General features: G+C 66.9%; 18 protein-coding genes and 2 tRNA genes. 6 read left to right on the top strand and 14 right to left on the bottom strand.

Annotated elements, in window-relative coordinates; all coding sequences use genetic code 11:
• Positions 1 to 27: 27 nt before the first annotated feature.
• On the top strand, positions 28 to 1,020 hold the full coding sequence (locus HLH34_RS06460; protein ID WP_183118785.1) for a glycosyltransferase family 8 protein: 993 nt from the start codon (positions 28 to 30) through the stop codon (positions 1,018 to 1,020).
• Positions 1,021 to 1,077: 57 nt separating this feature from the next.
• Here HLH34_RS06460 and HLH34_RS06455 read toward each other — a convergent pair whose 3' ends face one another.
• Complete coding sequence (locus tag HLH34_RS06455; protein WP_183118784.1) at positions 1,078 to 2,220, bottom strand: glycosyltransferase; 1,143 nt, start codon at positions 2,218 to 2,220, stop codon at positions 1,078 to 1,080.
• Positions 2,221 to 2,322: 102 nt separating this feature from the next.
• Between HLH34_RS06455 and HLH34_RS06450 the strand changes: the two genes are divergently transcribed.
• On the top strand, positions 2,323 to 3,264 hold the full coding sequence (locus HLH34_RS06450) for a beta-1,6-N-acetylglucosaminyltransferase (RefSeq protein ID WP_183118783.1): 942 nt from the start codon (positions 2,323 to 2,325) through the stop codon (positions 3,262 to 3,264).
• A gap of 154 nt (positions 3,265 to 3,418) precedes the next feature.
• On the opposite strand, the gene HLH34_RS06445 is transcribed toward HLH34_RS06450, so the two are convergent.
• Together HLH34_RS06445 and HLH34_RS06440 are read right to left on the bottom strand one after the other, a co-directional pair.
• Positions 3,419 to 3,494, bottom strand: a tRNA-Glu gene (locus HLH34_RS06445).
• A 109-nt stretch (positions 3,495 to 3,603) separates the two neighbouring features.
• Positions 3,604 to 3,954, bottom strand: coding sequence for a hypothetical protein (locus HLH34_RS06440; protein WP_183118782.1), 351 nt, complete (start codon positions 3,952 to 3,954; stop codon positions 3,604 to 3,606).
• Positions 3,955 to 4,002: 48 nt separating this feature from the next.
• Here HLH34_RS06440 and HLH34_RS06435 point away from each other — a divergent pair, with 48 nt between their 5' ends.
• Complete coding sequence (locus tag HLH34_RS06435; RefSeq protein ID WP_183118781.1) at positions 4,003 to 4,974, top strand: RluA family pseudouridine synthase; 972 nt, start codon at positions 4,003 to 4,005, stop codon at positions 4,972 to 4,974.
• A gap of 249 nt (positions 4,975 to 5,223) precedes the next feature.
• Complete coding sequence (rpoH, locus tag HLH34_RS06430; protein ID WP_183118780.1) at positions 5,224 to 6,111, top strand: RNA polymerase sigma factor RpoH; 888 nt, start codon at positions 5,224 to 5,226, stop codon at positions 6,109 to 6,111.
• Positions 6,112 to 6,213: 102 nt separating this feature from the next.
• Here rpoH and HLH34_RS06425 read toward each other — a convergent pair whose 3' ends face one another.
• The 5 genes from HLH34_RS06425 to argC all read right to left on the bottom strand — a co-directional run bounded on the left by HLH34_RS06425 (position 6,214) and on the right by argC (position 11,114).
• Positions 6,214 to 7,503 carry an adenylosuccinate synthase gene (locus tag HLH34_RS06425; protein ID WP_183118779.1) on the bottom strand — a complete coding sequence of 430 codons (1,290 nt, stop codon included), beginning with the start codon at positions 7,501 to 7,503 and terminating at the stop codon, positions 6,214 to 6,216.
• Between the two features lie 119 nt (positions 7,504 to 7,622).
• The gene (locus tag HLH34_RS06420) at positions 7,623 to 8,804 is read right to left on the bottom strand and encodes an ATP phosphoribosyltransferase regulatory subunit (RefSeq protein ID WP_373318662.1); all 1,182 of its coding nucleotides are present in this window, start codon (positions 8,802 to 8,804) and stop codon (positions 7,623 to 7,625) included.
• Between the two features lie 38 nt (positions 8,805 to 8,842).
• Entirely contained in the window at positions 8,843 to 10,024 is a 1,182-nt protein-coding gene (locus tag HLH34_RS06415; RefSeq protein WP_183118998.1) for a phosphoserine transaminase, read from the bottom strand.
• An 18-nt stretch (positions 10,025 to 10,042) separates the two neighbouring features.
• Positions 10,043 to 10,126 (bottom strand) — tRNA-Leu (locus HLH34_RS06410).
• A gap of 46 nt (positions 10,127 to 10,172) precedes the next feature.
• The gene (argC, locus tag HLH34_RS06405) at positions 10,173 to 11,114 is read right to left on the bottom strand and encodes an N-acetyl-gamma-glutamyl-phosphate reductase (RefSeq protein ID WP_183118778.1); all 942 of its coding nucleotides are present in this window, start codon (positions 11,112 to 11,114) and stop codon (positions 10,173 to 10,175) included.
• 153 nt (positions 11,115 to 11,267) lie between these two features.
• Here argC and mazG point away from each other — a divergent pair, with 153 nt between their 5' ends.
• Positions 11,268 to 12,053 carry a nucleoside triphosphate pyrophosphohydrolase gene (gene mazG / locus HLH34_RS06400; protein WP_183118777.1) on the top strand — a complete coding sequence of 262 codons (786 nt, stop codon included), beginning with the start codon at positions 11,268 to 11,270 and terminating at the stop codon, positions 12,051 to 12,053.
• Between the two features lie 97 nt (positions 12,054 to 12,150).
• Positions 12,151 to 12,951, top strand: a complete 801-nt coding sequence (gene ku, locus HLH34_RS06395; RefSeq protein ID WP_183118776.1) for a non-homologous end joining protein Ku — start codon at positions 12,151 to 12,153, stop codon at positions 12,949 to 12,951.
• Between the two features lie 9 nt (positions 12,952 to 12,960).
• Here the strand turns inward: ku (HLH34_RS06395) and ligD are convergent, their stop codons facing one another.
• The 6 genes from ligD to hfq form a co-directional block, all read right to left on the bottom strand.
• Positions 12,961 to 15,450: a DNA ligase D gene (ligD, locus tag HLH34_RS06390; RefSeq protein WP_183118775.1), complete on the bottom strand. Its 2,490-nt coding sequence runs from the start codon at positions 15,448 to 15,450 to the stop codon at positions 12,961 to 12,963.
• Positions 15,451 to 15,455: 5 nt separating this feature from the next.
• Positions 15,456 to 16,286 (bottom strand): non-homologous end joining protein Ku, encoded by an 831-nt coding sequence (gene ku, locus HLH34_RS06385; protein ID WP_183118774.1) that lies wholly within the window; start codon positions 16,284 to 16,286, stop codon positions 15,456 to 15,458.
• A gap of 73 nt (positions 16,287 to 16,359) precedes the next feature.
• Complete coding sequence (locus HLH34_RS06380) at positions 16,360 to 16,641, bottom strand: hypothetical protein (RefSeq protein WP_183118773.1); 282 nt, start codon at positions 16,639 to 16,641, stop codon at positions 16,360 to 16,362.
• Between the two features lie 169 nt (positions 16,642 to 16,810).
• Positions 16,811 to 17,656, bottom strand: a complete 846-nt coding sequence (locus HLH34_RS06375) for an inositol monophosphatase family protein (protein WP_183118772.1) — start codon at positions 17,654 to 17,656, stop codon at positions 16,811 to 16,813.
• A gap of 35 nt (positions 17,657 to 17,691) precedes the next feature.
• Positions 17,692 to 18,978 carry a GTPase HflX gene (hflX, locus tag HLH34_RS06370; protein WP_183118997.1) on the bottom strand — a complete coding sequence of 429 codons (1,287 nt, stop codon included), beginning with the start codon at positions 18,976 to 18,978 and terminating at the stop codon, positions 17,692 to 17,694.
• A gap of 7 nt (positions 18,979 to 18,985) precedes the next feature.
• On the bottom strand, positions 18,986 to 19,285 hold the full coding sequence (gene hfq / locus HLH34_RS06365) for an RNA chaperone Hfq (protein WP_183118771.1): 300 nt from the start codon (positions 19,283 to 19,285) through the stop codon (positions 18,986 to 18,988).
• Between the last annotated feature and the right edge of the window lie 25 nt (positions 19,286 to 19,310).

The following is a 19,310-nucleotide window of genomic DNA, read 5'->3' as shown; positions in this document are numbered from 1 at the left end:
ACAAACCGCTGATTCTGTTGGGGTTCAATGAAGAAAAAAGAAAGAGCGATCGTTTTCACCTCTGATCGTGGCTTTATCGTTCCGACGCTGGTGGCTGCGGCGCAGATTATGGCGCAAAAAGAGGTCATCGACATCGCCGATATCTTAATATTTCTTGTCGACATAGATAATCACGAATCGTCATTGATAAAAATGGCGTTTCCTGATGATGATATCAAATTCATAAACATGAATTCCAAAAATTACATGTTTGGCAAGGACGTGCATTTCTCGCCCACGCATGTTCCGCCCAGCGCATTGGCCAGACTGGTCACCGGTAACGACATCCCGGAAAATTATTCGAACCTCCTTTATCTGGATGGGGATATCCAGATTGTCGGCCCAATAATCGATCTGGTTCTGTTCGATGTGCCGGAAGGGAAGATTCTGGCCGCAGCGGATCGCTCATACATAAAAGCCCCCGAGCTTACCAATACGGCAAGGAGGATGCGCGATTATCTTAATGGAATCGGGATAAGAGATCGAACGCGGTATTTCAACTCGGGCGTGATGGCGTGCACAAGACTGACATGGATCGATGTCGGTCAGGAAGCATTCGACTATTTCCTGAATCATTCGAAAAAATGCCGCTACCACGACCAGAGCGCACTGAACGCGGTCTGCATGCCGAGACAGATCCCTCTGGATCCGAAGTATAATTACATGTCGACTTACGCGGAATGCGAATCCCACGGCATGATCACGCCATGCATTATTCACTTCAATGGGGCAGAGAAGCCATGGTTTGCAAAATCCAGGCCCTGGAAAGGATTTTTCATAGATGTTTATGAAAAATTCCTGAAACAACATCCGGAATTGGAAATATTCCCTCTTTTTCCGGAAAAAAGTCACTCGGAAGCCGTTGATCTGCGCGCCGAACGCAATTGGAAAAAATTAAGGATGGTGACCCCTTGGCGTCTTTACACGCGCCGACGGCGCATCCGTCGTTACGTGAACCAGACACGCCTCCTCCCCTACTAAGAACCTGGTCCGCGACATCCTGCTGCCCCCCGGCTTGGACGAACCGGACCGCGATCGTTACGGCCCGACACCCCTGTCGATCAACGCGTCGTAGGCTGCCTCCAGCGCCGCCGTCTGCCGGTGCAGGTCGAACCGCGCGGTGACGAAAGCCCGCGCCCGGCCCCCCATGGCGGCCCGCCTGTCGGGGTCGTCGAGCACGTCGCGCATCCGCGCGGCCAGGGCCTCGGCGTCCCGTTCGGGCGCCAGAAGCCCTGTTTCGCCCTCCACAAGCCCCTCGGGAATGCCGCCGACCCGGGATCCGACGACAGGCACCCCGGTCGCCGCGGCCTCCAGCAGCACCATGCCCAGCCCCTCGACCCGACCGGTCGGCGTATAGACGCTGGGCAGCACCAGCATCATCGCGGCCCGCATCGCCTCCAGCACCCGCGCATAAGGCTGCGCGCCGCGAAAGGACACCTGCCCGCCGATACCCAGCGCGCGGGCCAGCACCTCCAGCCTGCCCCGCAGTGGGCCGTCCCCGATAATGACCAGCCGCAGCGCCGGACGGGTGGGCGACAGCAGCGCGAAGGCGCGAAGAAGATATTCCGTGCCCTTCATCTCCACCAGGCGCGCGACATGCAGGATTGTCGGCGTTTCCTGCTGCGGGTCGCGCGGGCGAATCGCCCCGCAATCCACGCCGATGTAATGCACCCGCGTCCGCGCCGCGGGAAAGCCCATCGCCAGTACGCGTTCGCGGATGTAGTCCGACGTGCACAGGAACAACTGTCCGTGCCGCGCCAGCGTGCGCCGAAACAGTGGATAATTCACCCAGGCGGGCGAGCACAGGAAGGCGGCGGTGGACAGGGTGGCGTCGAACCCATGAAACATGGTCACCAGCGGTACGCCCAACCTGCGGGCCAGCGGCAAGGCATAGACCCCGTCCACCCCGAAATGGGCATGGACCAGGGCGGGCCGGCGGTCGCCCAGCAGGCGCAGATAGGGCGCGGGATCGCGGGTCAGCATCTGCGCGCCAATGCGCGCCAGGGCCGCGCGCCGCCACAAATCGCCCAACACGCGCGACTGCGCGCCTACCGGCCCGTCACCGTAGCGGAACCGACCGAGATAGAGAGGCGCGTAGCGGCGCATCGCCTGGGCCTGCTGGGTTATGAATGTCTCGGACACCCGGAACAGGTTCTGACGGAACACGGCGATTTCGGACATGCGGGCCTCTGGTGGTATGGACATCCGCCCGATCGGTGCGGCCTTCGCCCTGGGGGCGATCATTATTCCAAGGGGCGCCTCTCCGCCAGAAAGCCGGACGTCATGACCAGCATCACGCCAACGATTGCCTACCTTATCACGGCCCATGCCGTGAATAAGCAGCTTGCGCTGCTGGTCGACGCCCTGCTTTCCGACTCCCGATCCCGCATCTACATCCATATCGACGCCAAAACCCGCGATCTCGGCTGGCTTGCCCGCACTTCCGACGAACGCATCGTCGTTCTGACCAACAGAACGGCCGTGAACTGGGGCGGACTCTCCATTACGGATGCCATACGTTCGCTGCTGGAGGCGGCCCTGCGTGATGCAGGCAACGTCCGATTCGTCCTGCTGAGTGGCGCGTGCTTTCCCCTTCGCGAACCGCGATCCGTTGGCGACGCGATCCTGGAACGTGCCGAGCCGCGTCTTGCCGTCTGGGGCCGGATCGACGCGACCCTGGCACGAAATGAAGGGTTGGGCCGGTATGTGGTGACGAAATTCCATCCACTCGACGTCCCCAGCATCAACCCGAAACGGGGCCGCTTCCGCGCGCTGCTGTGGAATCTGTACAAGATCATCAACAATGCCCTACCTTACGAACGTAAGGTGCGGACAGATGATCTGTGGAGGGGTTCGCTCTTTTTCCTGATCACACGCGAGCTTGCGCTGCATTTCGTAGCGCCGCACGACGAACTGGCGCGGGATCTGCGCTTCGGGCTGGCGTCTGACGAGCTTTTTTTCACGACCCTCTATGTGCGGTGGGCACGCGCGCAAAACGCCCCGCTGGTCGAAACGGATACGACCGCCCGCCATCAGGCGATCCATTACATCCGCAAGTGGAAACCACCGAATCGAGGGCTGTTCACAAGGCTGTTCGTTCCCGTCGACTTGCGGGCGCTCGATCATGAGGGCGCCATGGAGGCGATCGAAAGCGATGCGTTGTTCGCACGGAAATGCTCGGCCGAAATTTCGCAGGGCATCATGGCGAGGTGGCGGCCCACCTGACCGGGTCATGGCCTGTCTCGGCAAGCGCGCAATCCGCGGCGTGGGTGCTACGCTACCGTCATATCTGGAAGAGGTGACTGCACCTCCGATATGAGATGTTCGTGTGAACATCTCTGCCATCTGTTGATAACCCTGGAAAATCCAGAGTTATCAATGGCGTCCCGTACGGGATTCGAACCCGTGTTACCGCCGTGAAAGGGCGGTGTCCTAGGCCTCTAGACGAACGGGACGTGGACGAGGCAGCTTCTAGGTCATCATGCGGCGGGACGCAACCCATCCCGACGCGGGAAAATAACCCTGGACCGATATTTTTTCATCGATCGGTTTCTGCAAGTGTTTTCAGGGGGTCAGGCGCACCCGCCCGACAATACGGCCATGCGGCAGGTCCCACAGGACGATGCGGTCGGGCCCGCCGCCCGACAGCGAGATCGCCAGCAGCGTGTCGGCCTGCCGCGCCAGGCCGGCGATGTGGGTGCCCGCCGGTTCGTCCAGGACCAGGTTTCCGTAATCGCCCGATGGCGGGGCGGCCAGGACGGCCGCCGCCGGGCTCGCGCCCACCGGCGCGACGTTTGGCCGAGGGTGCGAGATCCGATGCACCAGCACACCCACCAGAACCAGTGACCCGGCCACCAGCAACACCCCCATGAAGATGACGGCCGCCAGAAGCGCCTTCGATCCCTGTCCGTTCATGACTGCTTTCCGTTTCCGACCGAGGTCTTTTTCCGTTAAGAGCCGCGCATGACCGACGACACGCAGCCCGTTTTCCTGACCGCCGGCACCGAGCATGCCGGCCAGCGCACCGACCGTTACCTGGCCGACGCCATCGGCACGCTGTCGCGCTCGCGCGTCAAGGCGCTGATGGAAAGCGGCCACGTCTCGCGCGCAGGCGTTCCCCTGCGCGAACCGTCCGAGCCGGTGCGGGCGGGCATGTGTTATGAGATAAGGCAACCGCCCGCAATCCCCGCCACCCCGGCGGCGCAGGCGATCCCGTTCGCCATCCTGTACGAAGATGCGGACCTGATCGTGCTGGACAAGCCGGCGGGCCTGGTGGTCCACCCCGCCCCCGGCAACGAGGACGGCACCCTGGTCAACGCCCTTCTGGCGCATTGCGGCGACAGCCTGACCGGGATCGGCGGGGAACGCCGGCCCGGAATCGTCCACCGGCTGGACAAGGACACGTCGGGCGTCATGGTGGCGGCCAAGACCGAACGCGCCCACACCGCCCTGTCGGCGGCCTTTGCCGCACGGGACATCGACCGCACCTACCTGGCCCTGTCATGGGGCATCCTGGCGCCGGCCACGGGATCGTTCGAGGGCGCGATCGGCCGCGACAGGCGCGACCGCAAGCGCATGTCGGTGGTGCATCACGGGGGGGGCAAGCATGCGCTGACCCATTACCGGACGCTGCGCACGTTCCACGGGGCGATCAGCTATGTCGAATGCCGCCTGGCCACCGGGCGCACGCACCAGATCCGCGTGCATTTCTCCAACGACGGGCATCCGCTGATCGGCGACCCGGTCTATCTGCGCCGGATTCCGGCCGCCGCACGCGGCCTGCCCGACGACGCGCGCCATGCCGCGCTGGATTTTCCACGCCAGGCCCTGCATGCCGCGCGGCTGGGATTCGTCCATCCCGGCACCGGTGAGACCCTGCTGTTCGAGACCCCGCCCCCCGATGATTTCCAAACGCTCATGGCAAAGATTGCTTAGTTTTAAGGCAGTTTTTAGGGAGTTCGCTTGACGGTCGGCCGACCCGTCATTAGCGTTGGCAGTTGTCCGGCAGGCGACGCGACTGCCGAATGGACGTCTCGCGAGGATGCGGCCCATGATGGGGGCGCCTCGCGGGGACGTGAAGTCCATCCACGCGCCAATCGGGCGGGACCACGAAACCCACTGAAGGATGTGCCGTAGGACATCCTCGGGGCCTGAGTGCACCCCCCGGAAAAGGAGTCCGATCCCATGGCCTCTTCCGTTCTCAATGTTGGTCCTGAAACCAACCTGTCAAGGTATCTTCAGGACATCCGTAAATTCCCCATGCTCTCCCCCGAGGAGGAGCAGCGCCTGTCCCGCAGCTGGAAGGACAAGGGCGACACCAAGGCCGCGCATACGCTCGTCACCTCGCATCTGCGCCTGGTCGCCAAGATCGCCATGGGCTATCGCGGCTACGGCCTCCCGCTGGGCGAACTGATCAGCGAAGGCAATATCGGGATGATGCAGGCGGTCCGCCGCTTCGACCCCGATCGCGGCTTCCGGCTGGCGACCTATGCGATGTGGTGGATCCGCGCGGCCATCCAGGAATATATCCTGCATAGCTGGTCGCTGGTGAAGATGGGCACCACCGCCGCCCAGAAGAAGCTGTTCTTCAACCTGCGTCGCCTGAAAGGCCAGATGCAGGCCATCGACGACGGCGACCTGCAGCCCGAACAGGTGAACAAGATCGCCGCGTCCCTGGGCGTGCCGGAACAGGACGTCATCAACATGAACCGTCGCCTCTCGGCGCCGGATCACAGCCTGAACGCCCCTCTGCGCGCCGACAGCGAGGGCGAGTGGCAGGACTGGCTGGTGGATGAGCACGACAACCAGGAACAGACCCTGGCCGACAACGAGGAATTCAGCGGCCGCAAGGCGCTGCTGGACAATGCGCTGAAGACGCTGAACGACCGCGAGCGCCACATCCTGACCGAACGCCGGCTGAAGGACGAGCCGGCGACGCTGGAAGACCTGTCCCACACCTACAACATCTCGCGCGAGCGCGTGCGCCAGATCGAGGTCCGGGCGTTCGAAAAGGTGCAGGCGGCGATGAAGGCGGAAGTCGAGGCACATCGCGAGGCCCATCAGGCCGGATAAACCCTTCAGACGAGGTGTCGCCGCCTCGTCTGAGGCAAAGGCATCACCACGGATAATCCGCCCACCGGGCGGGGGCTTTCGCCCCTGCCCGGCCGCGCCGTCTCAATTCTCGAACGGGTCACGCATCAGGATGGTGTCGTCGCGTTCCGGGCTGGTGGACAGCAGCGTCACCGGGGCTTCGACCAGTTCCTCGATCCGGCGGACATATTTGATCGCCTGGGCCGGCAGGTCGGCCCACGACCGGGCGCCATAGGTCGTGCCGCTCCAGCCCTCCAGCGTCTCGTAGACCGGCTTCACCCGCGCCTGCGCGGCCGGCGCCGAGGGGAAGTGGCGGATTTCCTTGCCGTCCAGTTCGTATCCCGTGCAGATCCGCAACTCCGGAATCCCATCCAGCACGTCCAGCTTGGTCAGCGCCAGGCCATTGACGCCGCCGACGCGCACTGCACGGCGCACCAGCATGGCGTCGAACCAGCCGCAGCGGCGCGGACGGCCGGTGACGGTGCCGAATTCATGGCCGCGCTCGCCCAGGGTACGGCCCATCTCGTCATGCAGTTCGCTGGGGAACGGCCCCTCGCCCACGCGGGTGGAATAGGCCTTGGCGATCCCCAGCACGAAGCCGACCGTCCCCGGCCCGACACCGCTGCCCGTCGCGGCATTGGCGGCGATGGTGTTGGAACTGGTGACGAACGGATAGGTGCCGTGATCGACATCCAGCATCACCGCCTGCGCGCCCTCGAACAGGATCTTGCGGCCGGCCCGGCTGCTGTCGTCCAGCAGTTCCCACACCGTGTCCATGAAGGGCAGCACGCGCGGCGCCAGCGCGTTCAGATGCGCCCACAGGGCGTCCTTGGTGAAGGTTTCCGCCCCCAGGCCCGCCAGCAGCGTGTTGTGATGCAGCAGCAGTTCGTCCAGCTTCCAGTCCAGCGTCTCGGGCTCGGCCAGGTCGCACAGGCGGATGGCGCGGCGGGCCACCTTGTCCTCGTAGGCCGGGCCGATGCCGCGCCCGGTGGTGCCGATCTTGCGGTCGCCCCGCGCGGCCTCGCGCGCGCGGTCGATGGCACCATGCACCGGCAGGATCAGCGGCACGTTCTCGGCGATGCGCAGCGTGCGGGGCGTAACCTCCAGCCCCTGCGCGGTGACGCGGTCGATTTCGGCCAGCAGGGCCTCGGGGTCCACCACGACGCCGTTGCCGATCACGCCCATCTTGCCCCGTACCAGGCCCGACGGCAGCAGCGACAGCTTGTAGGTCTGCTCGCCCACCACCAGGGTATGGCCGGCATTGTGGCCGCCCTGGAACCGCACGACGATGTCGGCGCGACTGGCCAGCCAGTCGACGATCTTGCCCTTCCCCTCGTCGCCCCACTGGGCGCCGATCACGGTGACGTTGGACATGATGTGCTCCTTGAAATGCTGCCCGTCCGGGCCGTGCATCGTGGCCGCCGGGTAAACTGGATACTGGATAAAGGACCGGGCGGGACCGCCCCCTTGTGCCGCCTGACTTATCAGGCGCGTCAGTCGAGCGCCACGATTCCATCCCCACGGGCCAGCATCGCGCATCCCAGGCGCCGCGCCTCGGCCGCCGGGTCGGTCACGGGGCCCAGCGCGTCCACGGTGGCGTAGCCGTCATCGCGCAGGCGGCGGCCCAGTTCGGGGTAGACATCCACAGGCAGGAACACGCGGGTACGCCCTGCCCGGACCGGCGCCGCGCGCAGCAGCACCTCGGGTCGCAGGGTCAGGCCGCAGGCGGGTTCGTCGTCGTTCGACCGGTAGCGTCCTCCCCGGCCCAGTTCCTGATGCTGTCCCCGGGCATAGACGGTGACGCAGACGCCCGTATGGTACTGCCAGCCCCGGAATTCGATCGGATCGACCGTCAGGCGGATATCGGGCACCCGCGCCGTAATCGCCGCCACCGTCGCCGCCAGCCGGTCGCTGAGCACCCGCACCGAGGGCGGCAGGTCCAGCCCCGCCAGCACGGCAAGGGCACGCTCGGCCGGCCCCGCGGCATGCAGCAACTCGGTCAGCACCGGGGCCAGGCCGCCGGCCAGACGCGCCACCGCCGCCGCGTCCTTGCGGTCCAGCGCGCGCATCAGCGCCAGCCGTTCGTCGGGCACATAGTCGATTTCCGCCATCAGCGCCGGCGCCAGGGGCGGCATCGTCAGGTCGAACGACACGTCCGGCACGCCCAGCGCCGCCAGCCCTTCGGCCCCCAGCGCGACGATTTCGGCATCGGCTTCGGGCGAATCCGGACCGATCAGTTCGATGCCGGCCTGCGAGATCTGCCGATCGCTTTCCCGCGCCCCGCCGCTGGCCAGCACGCACAGCCCGGCATAGGACAGGCGTAGCGGGCGCGGCGCATCGGCCAGGCGCGTGGCCGCGATCCGCGCGATCTGCGGGGTAATGTCGGGACGCAGCGCCATCATCCGCCGCGTGTCGGGGTCCATCAGGCGAAACGCCTGCTCGGCCACCGCCGCGCCGGAGCCGGACAGCAGCGTGTCCTCGAATTCCAGCAAGGGCGGCTTGACCCGGCTGTAGCCGTGGGCGGCAAAAACCCGCATCAGAGCCTCCATGCCGGCGGCCTCGGCCTCGGCATCCGGAGGCAGCAGGTCGACAAAACCTGCCGGCAGCAGGGCGGGGTTGGGAGGCGGATCGTCCGTCATGCGCGCGCCTATACCATCGTCGCGGCGATCCGTCATCTCCGCAGGTGGATCGTCCCGGCCCGAACGGCCGGCCCCTATGCGTATTCGGCGCGGACCTGCGCCTCGGCCCAGTCCAGCCACGGCAGCAGCGCACGCAGGTCCGCCGTCTCGACCGTGGCGCCGCCCCACAGGCGCAGCCCGGGCGGCGCGTCGCGATAACTGCCGATATCCAGCGCCACGCCCTCGGCTTCCAGCAGGGCGACGATCCGCTTGGCCGCCTTCGCCTGCGCGCCGGTGTCCAGCGCCCGGAACCAGGGGGCGACAATGGTCAGGCAGATGGACGTGCTGGACCGTTCGGCCGCGTTCCGCGCCAGGAACGCCGCCCAGTCCGACTGCGCGACCCAGTCCGCCACAACCGCCAGATTGGCCTTGCTGCGGCCGATCAGCACCGGCAGGCCACCGATGGCCTCGGCCCAGCGCAGCCCGTCCAGCGCGTCCTCGACGCACAGCATCGAGGGCGTGTTGATGGTGTCGCCACGGAAGATGCCTTCGATCAGCTTGCCCTTCGAGGTCAGGCGAAAGATTTTCGGCAGGGCGCGCGGCGGCGGCGTTTCCTCCAGCCGGCGGACGGCGCGGGGCGACAGGGCCAGCATGCCGTGCGCGGCCTCGCCACCCAGCACCTTCTGCCAGGACCAGGTGACGATATCCAGCTTCTCCCACGGCAGGTCCATCGCGAAGGCGGCCGAGGTCGCGTCGCAGATCACCAGGCCGTCGCGTTCCGCCGGTATGGCCGACCCGTCGGGGAAGCACACGCCCGACGTCGTGCCGTTCCACGCCAGCACCACGTCATGCGACCAGTCCACCTGCCCCAGATCGGGCAGGCTGCCGTAGTCGGCCGCCAGCACCCGCGCGGCGGGGGGCCGCAGCTGCGCCATGATGTCGTCGGCCCAGGTGGCGGAAAAGCTTTCGAACGCCAGGACGTCGACCGGCCGTTCGCCGATCAGCGACCACAGCACCATTTCGACCGCCCCGGTGTCGGAGCCGGGGACGATGCCCAGCCGCCAGTCGTCGGGCATGCCCAGGACGGCGCGGGACCGGGTGATGACTTCATTCAGCCGCGCGCGCCCGTCGGGCGCGCGATGGGACCGGCCCAGCAGCGCCCCCGACAGCGCATCCAGCGACCAGCCCGGGCGCTTGGCGCAGGGGCCGGAGGAAAAGCAGGGATTGGCCGGCCGTACGCCGGGCTTCGCGATCGCATCGGGGGAAAGAGAAAGCATCATCCTGTCCGGAATGGATGGTACGAGAGAGGGGACTCGAACCCCTATGCCTTGCGGCGGTCGATTTTGAGCCGACTACGTCTACCGTTCCGTCACTCTCGCATGGCGCACTGCTTACCAGCAAACAGGGCGAACTGGCAATCGACCGCTATGCCGGCCGGGTCGACGGCGCGAGACCCAGCATCAGGGCGATATTCTGGATCGCCGCCCCCGATGCCCCCTTGCCCAGATTGTCCAGGCGCGCGGTCAGCACCGCCTGGCGCCGGGACTCGTTGGCGTGCACGCGCAGCTCCATCCGGTCGGTCCCCGCCAATGTATCGGCGACCAGGCCCGGGCCGGCGTCCTGGACGCTGACCAGATCGGATCCGGCGTAGAACGCCGCCAGCACCGCCCGCAGGTCGGCGCCCGTCACCTGGCCGGCCAGCATGTCCAGATGCAGCGGGATCGACACGATCATCCCCTGCGGAAAATGCCCTACCGACGGCACGAAGACCGGTACCCGCGACAGGCCGGAATAGTGCGTGATCTCCGGCACATGCTTGTGTTCCAGCGTCAGCCCGTACAGGTCGAAGGCCGGACCGCCGTCGCGTTCGTGGGCCTCGATCATCGTGCGGCCGCCGCCGCTGTAGCCGCTGACGGCGTTGATCGTGACCGGATGGTCGGGGGACATCATCCCCGCCCGGATCAGCGGCCGCAGCAACCCGATGGCTCCGGTCGGGTAGCACCCGGGGTTGGACACCTGGCGCGATGTCCGGATGGCGTCCGCTTGCCCCTGCCCCATTTCGGGAAAACCGTAGACCCAGTCGGGGTCCACGCGAAAGGCCGTGCTGGCGTCCAGGATCCGGGGCGCCTGCCCCCCTGCCCGTGCGATCGATTCGACCATGCCGGCCGCGTCGCGCGACGCGGCGTCGGGCAGGCACAGCACCACGAGATCGACCGATTCCATCATATCGCGGCGGGCCGACGGATCCTTGCGATGTTCGGCGGCAATCGATCGGACCGTCACCGGCAGGCCGCGCAAGCGCTCGCGAATCCCCAGGCCCGTCGTCCCGGCCTCGCCATCGATGAAAACCGTCGCCTGTCCGTCCATTGGTCCGTCCGCCTCGCATGACCCGCCGTGCGGGATCGCGGCGGACTATAGTCCCGTGGGCCGCGCGGAACCAAGGCATGGATGAACGCCATGACAGAACGGCCGGTTCGCCCTACCCTGCCGCCTCCTTCTTCCAGACCGGAGCCCCCCGCGATGTCCGATGCCGCCCAGGCGATTCAGCGCCTGATCGAAATCATGGCCCGCCTGCGCGACCCGAAGGACGGCTGTCCCTGGGACCAGGAGCAGGATTTCGCCTCGATCGCCCCCTACGCGATCGAGGAAGCCTACGAGGTCGCCGACACCATCGCGCGCCAGGACTGGGACGCCCTGCCCGACGAACTGGGCGACCTGCTGCTGCAGGTCACCTATCATGCGCGCATGGCCGAGGAAGCGGGCTGGTTCGATTTCGCGACCGTAGCCACGATGATCGGCGACAAGATGATCCGCCGCCATCCGCATGTGTTCGGCGCCGCCCCCCTGCGTCCCGGCCAGTGGGAAGACGGCAAGGCGCAGGAACGGCTGACCCGGCAGGAAAACGGCACGTTGGCCGGCATTCCCCTGGGCCTGCCCGCGCTGCTGCGCGCGCGCAAGCTGTCGGCCCGGGCCGCGCGGGTCGGGTTCGACTGGGCCACCGCGGCGGAAGTCGCCGACAAGGTGGACGAGGAAATCGCGGAACTGAAGGTGGAACTCGATTCGGGCGACCGCGCGCGCATCGCCGACGAACTGGGCGACGTGCTGTTCACCCTGGCGACGCTGGCGCGCAAGCTGGATTTGGACCCCGAAGACTGCCTGCGCCAGGCCAACGCCAAATTCACCCGCCGCTTCACCGCCGTGGAACAGGACCTGGCCACGCAGGGCCGAACAATGCCGGACGCGACGCTGGCCGAGATGGAAGCCGGCTGGCAGGCAGTCAAACGCCGCGAGCGCCAGACCCCCTGACACCCCGCCCCATGGTCCGGCAACCGTGGGGTCACGCGCACGTTTTGTGACGACGCGAATCCGTCCACGCGGTTTCCCCAAGGCGAGGGCCCAGGCGATGGCGCAACGTTCCTTCTGGAAAGGCTATCTGAAGCTGTCGCTGGTCACCTGCCCGGTGGCCATGACGCCCGCGACGACGGAAAGCGGGAAGGTTCGCTTTCACACGATCAACCGGAAGACCGGACATCGGCTGCGAAGCCAGTATGTCGATGCCCAGACCGGCGCGCCCGTCGAGGATGACGCGCAGATCATGGGCTATCCCCGGGGCGAGGACGGCTATGTGATGCTGGACGACGACGAACTGGATGCCGTCGCGTTGGACAGCACCCACACGATCGACATCGAGACCTTCGTGCCGGCCGACAGCATCGGCTGGGTCTGGTACGACGCCCCCCATTTCCTGGTGCCCGACGACGAGATCGGGGAAGAAGCATACCGGGTCATCCAGGCCGCCCTTGTGGCCACTGACACGGTCGGGATCTCGCGCCTGGTCATGTATCGCCGGGAACGGGCGGTCCTGCTGGAAGCCCGGGGCAAGGGCATCGTGCTGTGGACGCTGCATTTCGGCGGCGAGGTCCGTGATGCCGCCGATTATTTCGCCGAGGGCGGCGCCGAGACGCGGCACGACCCGGAAATGAAACTGCTGAAGGAACTGATCGACCGGCAGAAGGCCCCCTGGACGCCGAAGATGGTCACCGACCCGGTGCAGGAGCGTCTTCTGGATATCATCGAATCCAGAAAGAAAACCCGCCAGCGGGCGCGGAAGCCACGGGCAGCAAGCCCAGCCCCGGGCCGGGTGGTCAATATCATGGACGCGCTGAAAGCCAGCCTGGAGGCCGAATCGGGGCGCCGGCGCTAGGGCGCGCCCCTATGTGGTGTCGTGGGATGCGATCTCCAGCGGCCGGGCAGCCTTGCGGAATCCCTCCCACGGATCGGCATCAAGGGCGGCCAGCCGCGCCGGGGCCGTGGCCAGGGTGAAATGCGCCGGTCCGACCTCCGGGCCGAGTTCGTCCCACGCCAGGGGCATGGACACCGGCGCGCCGGGCCGCGCGCGGGTCGAATACGGTGCCACCGCCGTGGCACCCCGCTGGTTGCGCAGATAGTCGACCAGAATCCGCCCCTGCCGCCGGGCCTTGGTGATGGTCGCCACGTAGCAGTCGGGACTGTCGGACGCCATGGCCCGCGCCAGCCCCTGGGTGAAGGCCTTGACCGCGCGCCAGTCCGCGCGGGGCACCAGGGGGGCCGCCACATGCAGCCCCTTCCCGCCCGAAAGTTTGACGAAGGCCGCCAGGCCGACGGCCTCCAGCCGCTGCCGCACCTCGTGCGCCGCGTCGATCACGGCGGTCCAGGGCACGCCCTCGCCGGGGTCCAGATCCATCACGATCATGTCCGGCCGGTCCCAGTCCCGGCACGACGCCCCCCAGGGATGGATCTCCAGCGTCGCGGCCTGCACCAGGCCCATCAATCCCTCGAAATCACGAATGCCGATCAGCGTCCCGCCCTCGGTCGCGGCGGGGTCGTCCAGCGCCACCACACCGGCGCCGGCCCCTTTCCAGAAATTCTTCTGGAAGAAGTGCTGGCCCGTCATGCCGTCGGGGCAGCGCAGCAGCGCCAGGGGACGATCGACGATGAAGGGCGCGATGTAGCGCCAGACGTCGGCGTAATAATCGGCCAGCCCTTCCTTGGTGGCCCCCACGTCCGGCCAGTACAGCCGGTCGGGATGGGTCAGGGTCCCGATACGGCGCTGGGGCGGTGTAAGGGGGGCCTGGGGCGTTTCGACTTCCCGGACGATCTGGCTGGCCGGCTTGTCGTCGCGCAGGCCACGGAACGACGCGTGGCGTAGGTGTCCGTCGGCCGTCCATGCCCGGAATTCGATTTCGGCCACCAGTTCGGGGCGTACATATCGCACGCCCCGCGTCTCGTCGGCTGTCAGTTTATCGGCGAACGGGCTGGCGCTTACCCCCATCGGCTCCAGCCGGCGGAACAGGTCCCGCGCCATCGCGGCGCTGAAACCGGTGCCGACCCGTCCGACATGGCACAGGCCGCCATCGTCATGGACGCCGAGCACGAGCGAGCCGATCGCCGTCTTCGAGACCGTGGAGGGCACATAGCCGCCGATCACGAACTCCTGCCGGGCGGAGCATTTCGACTTGACCCACTCCCTGCCCCGACCCGACCGATACGGCGCATCCCGCAGTTTCGAGACGACTCCTTCCAGGCTCAGCCGGCAGGCATGGTGGAACACCAGATCGCCCGCCTGGTCGAACTGGCCGCTGAAACGCAGCGGGCCGTCCTGCGCCGGGACAAGGGTCCGCAGGATCTCCTTGCGGGCCATCAGCGGCGCGGCCCGAAGATCCTGCCCGTTCAAATGCAGCAGATCGAACGCATAGAAGACGAATCGGTCGGTCCGCTCCGACGAGAGGTCCGCCTGCAGGGCGGAAAAATCGGAGATGCCGTTCCCGCTCTCCACCACCATCTCGCCGTCGATCAGCGCGTCCTGCAACGGAAGGGACGACAGCCTGTCGATGGCCTGGGGGCCGAACCGCGCCGTCCAGTCCAGGCCGCCGCGGGTCAGCAACCGCACCTGCCCCTGCGCGATCCGCGCCAGCAGACGATAGCCGTCGAACTTGATTTCATGGACCCAGCGCCGGCCCCCCGGCGGCCGGGCCACCAGGGTCGCCAGTTCCGGCTCGACGAAGGCCGGAATCGGTGAGGAGACGGCGCCCTTGATCCGTTCAACGGGGGGCGGATCGGGGCTGGGAGACGTCGTTCGGCGGGGCGCCGGGGGGCGCTCCGCCGCGATATCGTCGAGGGACCGGCCGGTCTTCACCGACTCCGGCCGTTCGTCGAGAATGTCGGGGTCGGCCTCGGTGCGGGCGGCCGCGTCATCCCCCTTGATCAGCAGCCAGTTGTCGCGCTTCTCGCGCCTCCGCGCCGCCATCCGGACCAGGTGCCATCGCCCGTGCAGCTTTTCGCCCTGCAATTCGAAATCGAGATGCCCTTTCGCCAGGCCGGCGGCCACGTCATGCAGCGGGGTCCAGGTGCCGCGATCCCACAGTTCGACGGTGCCGCCGCCGTACTGCCCCTTGGGAATCGTCCCTTCGAAATCGCCATAGTCCAGGGGATGGTCCTCGACATGCACGGCGAGGCGTTTCTCGCCCGGGACCAGGCTCGGGCCCTTCGTCACGGCCCAGCTTTTGAGCACGCCATCCACTTCCAGGCGAAAATCGTAATGAAGGCGGCGCGCCGCGTGCTTCTGGACGACGAAGAGATGACCCGCCGCCGCGGCCGGGCGCCCCCTGGGCTCGGCCGTGACACGGAAATCGCGCTTTTTGCGGTAGGTCTGCAGCGTCGCCATTGGTATCAACCGGCCTTCCGGCGCGGACCCGCCCGGCCGCCGGGTGGCCGGGCGGCCGGCCGCTTCTGTCCCGCGCTGGCCCGCAAGGCCGTCATCAGATCGACGACCGCGCCGCGCGCCGGCCGGGCCGGGGCCTCGATCTTGCGGCCTTCGCTCTTGGCCCGCACAAGCTCGGCCAGCGCCCCTTCATAGCGGTCCTCGAATGCCGACGGATCGAAATGGCCCATCCGGGTGTGGATGATATGCCGGGCGAGGTCGATCATCTCGTCCTTCAACTCACCCGCCGGGATGTCGTGAAACGCCTCGTTCGCCGAGCGGATTTCGTAGTCGAAATGCAGGGTAGAGGCGATCAACCCTGTCTGGCAGGGCCGGATCAGCAGCGTCCGGACGCGGCGAAACAGCACGGTTTGCGCCAGCGCCGCCACCTTCATGGTCCGCATCGCATCGCGGATCAGCGGATAGGCGCCTTCCTTGTCCGATGTCCCGGCCGCCAGATAATAGGACCGGTCGAGATAGACGTCGTCGATCTCGCGGCAGGCGATGAACGCCGACACCGCCAGCATCCTGTCGCTGTCGGGCACGGCGGCGGCGATTTCGTCGGGTTCGAGCATCACATGCTCGCCGGGGCCGGTTTCGTACCCCTTGACCTGATCGTCCGGCTCGACTGGCTGGCCGGTCTCCTCGTCCACGAAGTGCCGCCGCACGCGATGGCCGGTGGCGCGGTTGAGGATATGCAGGGCAATGCGCTCGGATTCCGAAACGGCGGTGTAGAGCGCCACCGGGCAGACCAGTTCGCCGACCCGCAGCAGGCCCCTCCAGTTGGCGCGCGGCGTCATGGCGCGTTCCGCAACAGGATCGGCGACGGGACGATCTGCATCGGGTCCATCTCCTGGTCCGAGGGGGGCAACCCTAGGCGGGGCAATGCCCCGATCGGTCCTTCCGGGCGTCAGGGCAGTTTTTCCGTTCGTGCATCTTGCTGTCCTGCGGGGGCACGGAAGGGTGCGGCGCAGGCTCGGCCTGGCGTCGCGAGGACGGCAATGTGCGTTCCAGCGTATCGGGGCCGGTCGGGTGGGGCGCATCGGGCGGCGCGGTCACACTGCCCGAGGGCTCGGTGCCCGAACCCTGGGCGTTCGCCGGGGATGACATCAGCGCAAACGCCAGGCACAGGGCGGAACCCGGTATCGTCATCATCAGACGCATTATTTGGCCTCCCTTTCAGGGCGCTGCCCTGAAATCGGTTATCCACGATCGGCCTGGGCCTGGAGCCCTGGCGGGTTGGGACAACGCCCGACCTTGGAAACCCGGACGCCTGAATCCTGACGCCCGCCAGAAGGATTGGTTGCTCAGCCTCCCAGGAAAGTCATGGGCCCGATGGCCGCTCCATCAGCAGGTCGTACAGATCCTGCCAACTGGCGCGATCGGGGGCATAGAGCAGGCCGCCTTCCCGGTCGGTCACGCGATAGGGCGAGCCGTCGAAATGCGCGCAATACCCCCCGGCCTCGCGATGGATCAGCCAGCCGGCCAGGTGGTCCCAGGGCAGGGTGCGGTTGAACAGCAGGAAATGGCACTTGGCATCCGCGATCATCAGATATTCATGGGCGGCGCAGCGGAAATCCCACGACCCCAGGACGCGGGGCAGATTGTGCGCGACGGTGTCGCGAATCGCGGGGTTCAGATACCGCCACGATGCATTGCCGCTCATCGCCTCGGCCGCCACGGGGGATGCCACGGACAGGGCGCGTTCGGCCCCGTCGGGACCGGCCAGCCAGGCCCCCTCGCCCCGCACAGCCAGGGCCGCCACATCGCAGACCGGGTCCAGGATCGCGGCCCCCGCGACCTCGCCCCGGACCACCGCCGCCACCATCACCCCGAACAGGGGCACGCCGGCGGCATAATTGGCAGTACCGTCGATGGGATCGACCACATAGGCCAGTTCGGCGTGCCCCAGCGCGTCCAGCAGGTCGGGCCGGGCGCAGGCGGCTTCCTCGCCGATCACCACGGCGCCGGGCGACAGGTGACGCAGGGCGGCGGCGATCTCGCGCTCGGCAGCCTCGTCGGCCTCTGTCACGACGTCCAGCGGGCTGGTCTTGCAACGGATGCTTGTCGAATCGAGCCGCCGAAAGCGCGGCATGATCTGCCGGGACGCCGCGCCACGCATGATGTCCAGCACGGCGCGCATGCCATCGACCGAAACAGGGACCGTCATCGTCATTCTCCGCCGGCTGTCACACGAGGTCTGCCCTACCTGCCGCGCTCCGCATTCTGAAGATCGAAGCGCGCCCGATCGGCCGGCAGCAGGCGGGCGGTCACTTCGATCTCGGTCTCGCCGTCCCGGCGCTCGGTGACCTCGCCATGGGCGTAGAGCCACGCCAGCAACGCGCCGTCGCCCACCGGAATCGTATAATGCACCGTCTCCATGGCTTCCGTGAGGCGGTCGTCGATCGACGACAGCAGGTCGGGCAGACCCTCGCCGGTAATGGCGGAAATGACCACGCTGCCCTTGCGCGCATGCACGGCCTCGCGGCCGCCGATCAGATCGGCCTTGTTCTGGACCTCGATCACCCGCGACCGCCAGTCCTCTTCCAGCGTGCCGCTGCGGGCCATGCCTTCCAGGACGTCCTCGACATCGGTGCGCTGCGCGGCGCTGTCGGGGTGCGAGATGTCGCGGACATGCAGGATGATGTCGGCCTCGGCCACTTCCTCGAGCGTCGCGCGGAAGGCGGCGACCAGTTCGGTCGGCAGGTCGCTGATGAATCCCACGGTATCGGACAGAATGATCCGGCGCCCCGACGGCAGGCGGATGCCGCGCATCGTCGGGTCCAGCGTGGCGAAAAGCTGGTCCTGGGCAAAGACCGCGGCCCCGGTCAGCGCGTTGAACAGGGTGGATTTTCCGGCATTGGTGTAGCCCACCAGGGCCACCACGGGAAACGGCACCCGTCGCCGGGCCGCGCGATGCAGCCCGCGGGTGCGCCGCACCTGCTCCAACTCGCGTTTCAGGCGGACGATGCGGTCGCCGATCATGCGGCGATCGGCCTCGATCTGCGTTTCACCGGGGCCGCCCAGGAACCCGAAGCCACCGCGCTGGCGTTCCAGGTGCGTCCAGGTCCGGACCAGGCGGCTGCGCTGATATTCCAGATGCGCCAGTTCGACCTGAAGCGTCCCTTCCTTCGTCGCCGCGCGCTCGCCGAAAATATCCAGGATCAGGGCCGTCCGGTCGATGACCTTGCACCCCAGTGCCCGTTCCAGATTGCGCTGCTGCACCGGCGTGAGGCGCGAATCGATGATGACGACGGTGACGCGGTCCTCCTGGACCGCAGCGCGCAGCGATTCGACCTGACCGCTGCCCAGCAGGGTAGCCGGGCGCCGGGCGCGCAACAGCAAAATGGCCTTGCGCACGATGACCAGGCCGATCGAGGCGGCAAGGCCCACCGCCTCTTCCAGCCGGGCTTCGGCGGCACGGACCTCGTCCTGGCGGTCAGGCCGTTCCCACGGCAGGATGACCGCCGCCCGCGTCGCGGACTGCTCCATGCGGGCCTCAGAGGATATCTGTGTCACCTGCCATGTCTGTTCCCGCCAGGTCCGTCGCAGCCTGTTCCTCGCCCCGCGACGGTTCGAACAGGACCACGGGGGTCGCGGGCATCACGGTGCTGATGGCGTGCTTGTAGACAAGCTGCGTATGGCCGTCGCGACGCAGCAGCACCGAGAAATTATCGAACCAGGTGATGATACCCTGAAGCTTCACACCGTTCACGAGAAACACGGTGACCGGCGTCTTCGACCGTCGGACGTGGTTGAGAAAGACGTCCTGAACATTCTGCGTTGGTTCTTTTGCCACGGTAGGGCCTTACTTTTTTCTGTGG

Source organism: Gluconacetobacter azotocaptans (genome assembly GCF_014174355.1).
GTDB classification, from domain to species: domain Bacteria; phylum Pseudomonadota; class Alphaproteobacteria; order Acetobacterales; family Acetobacteraceae; genus Gluconacetobacter; species Gluconacetobacter azotocaptans.
The sequence above is the reverse complement of the archived record's forward strand: the minus strand, read 5'-3'. Positions and strand labels throughout refer to the sequence as shown.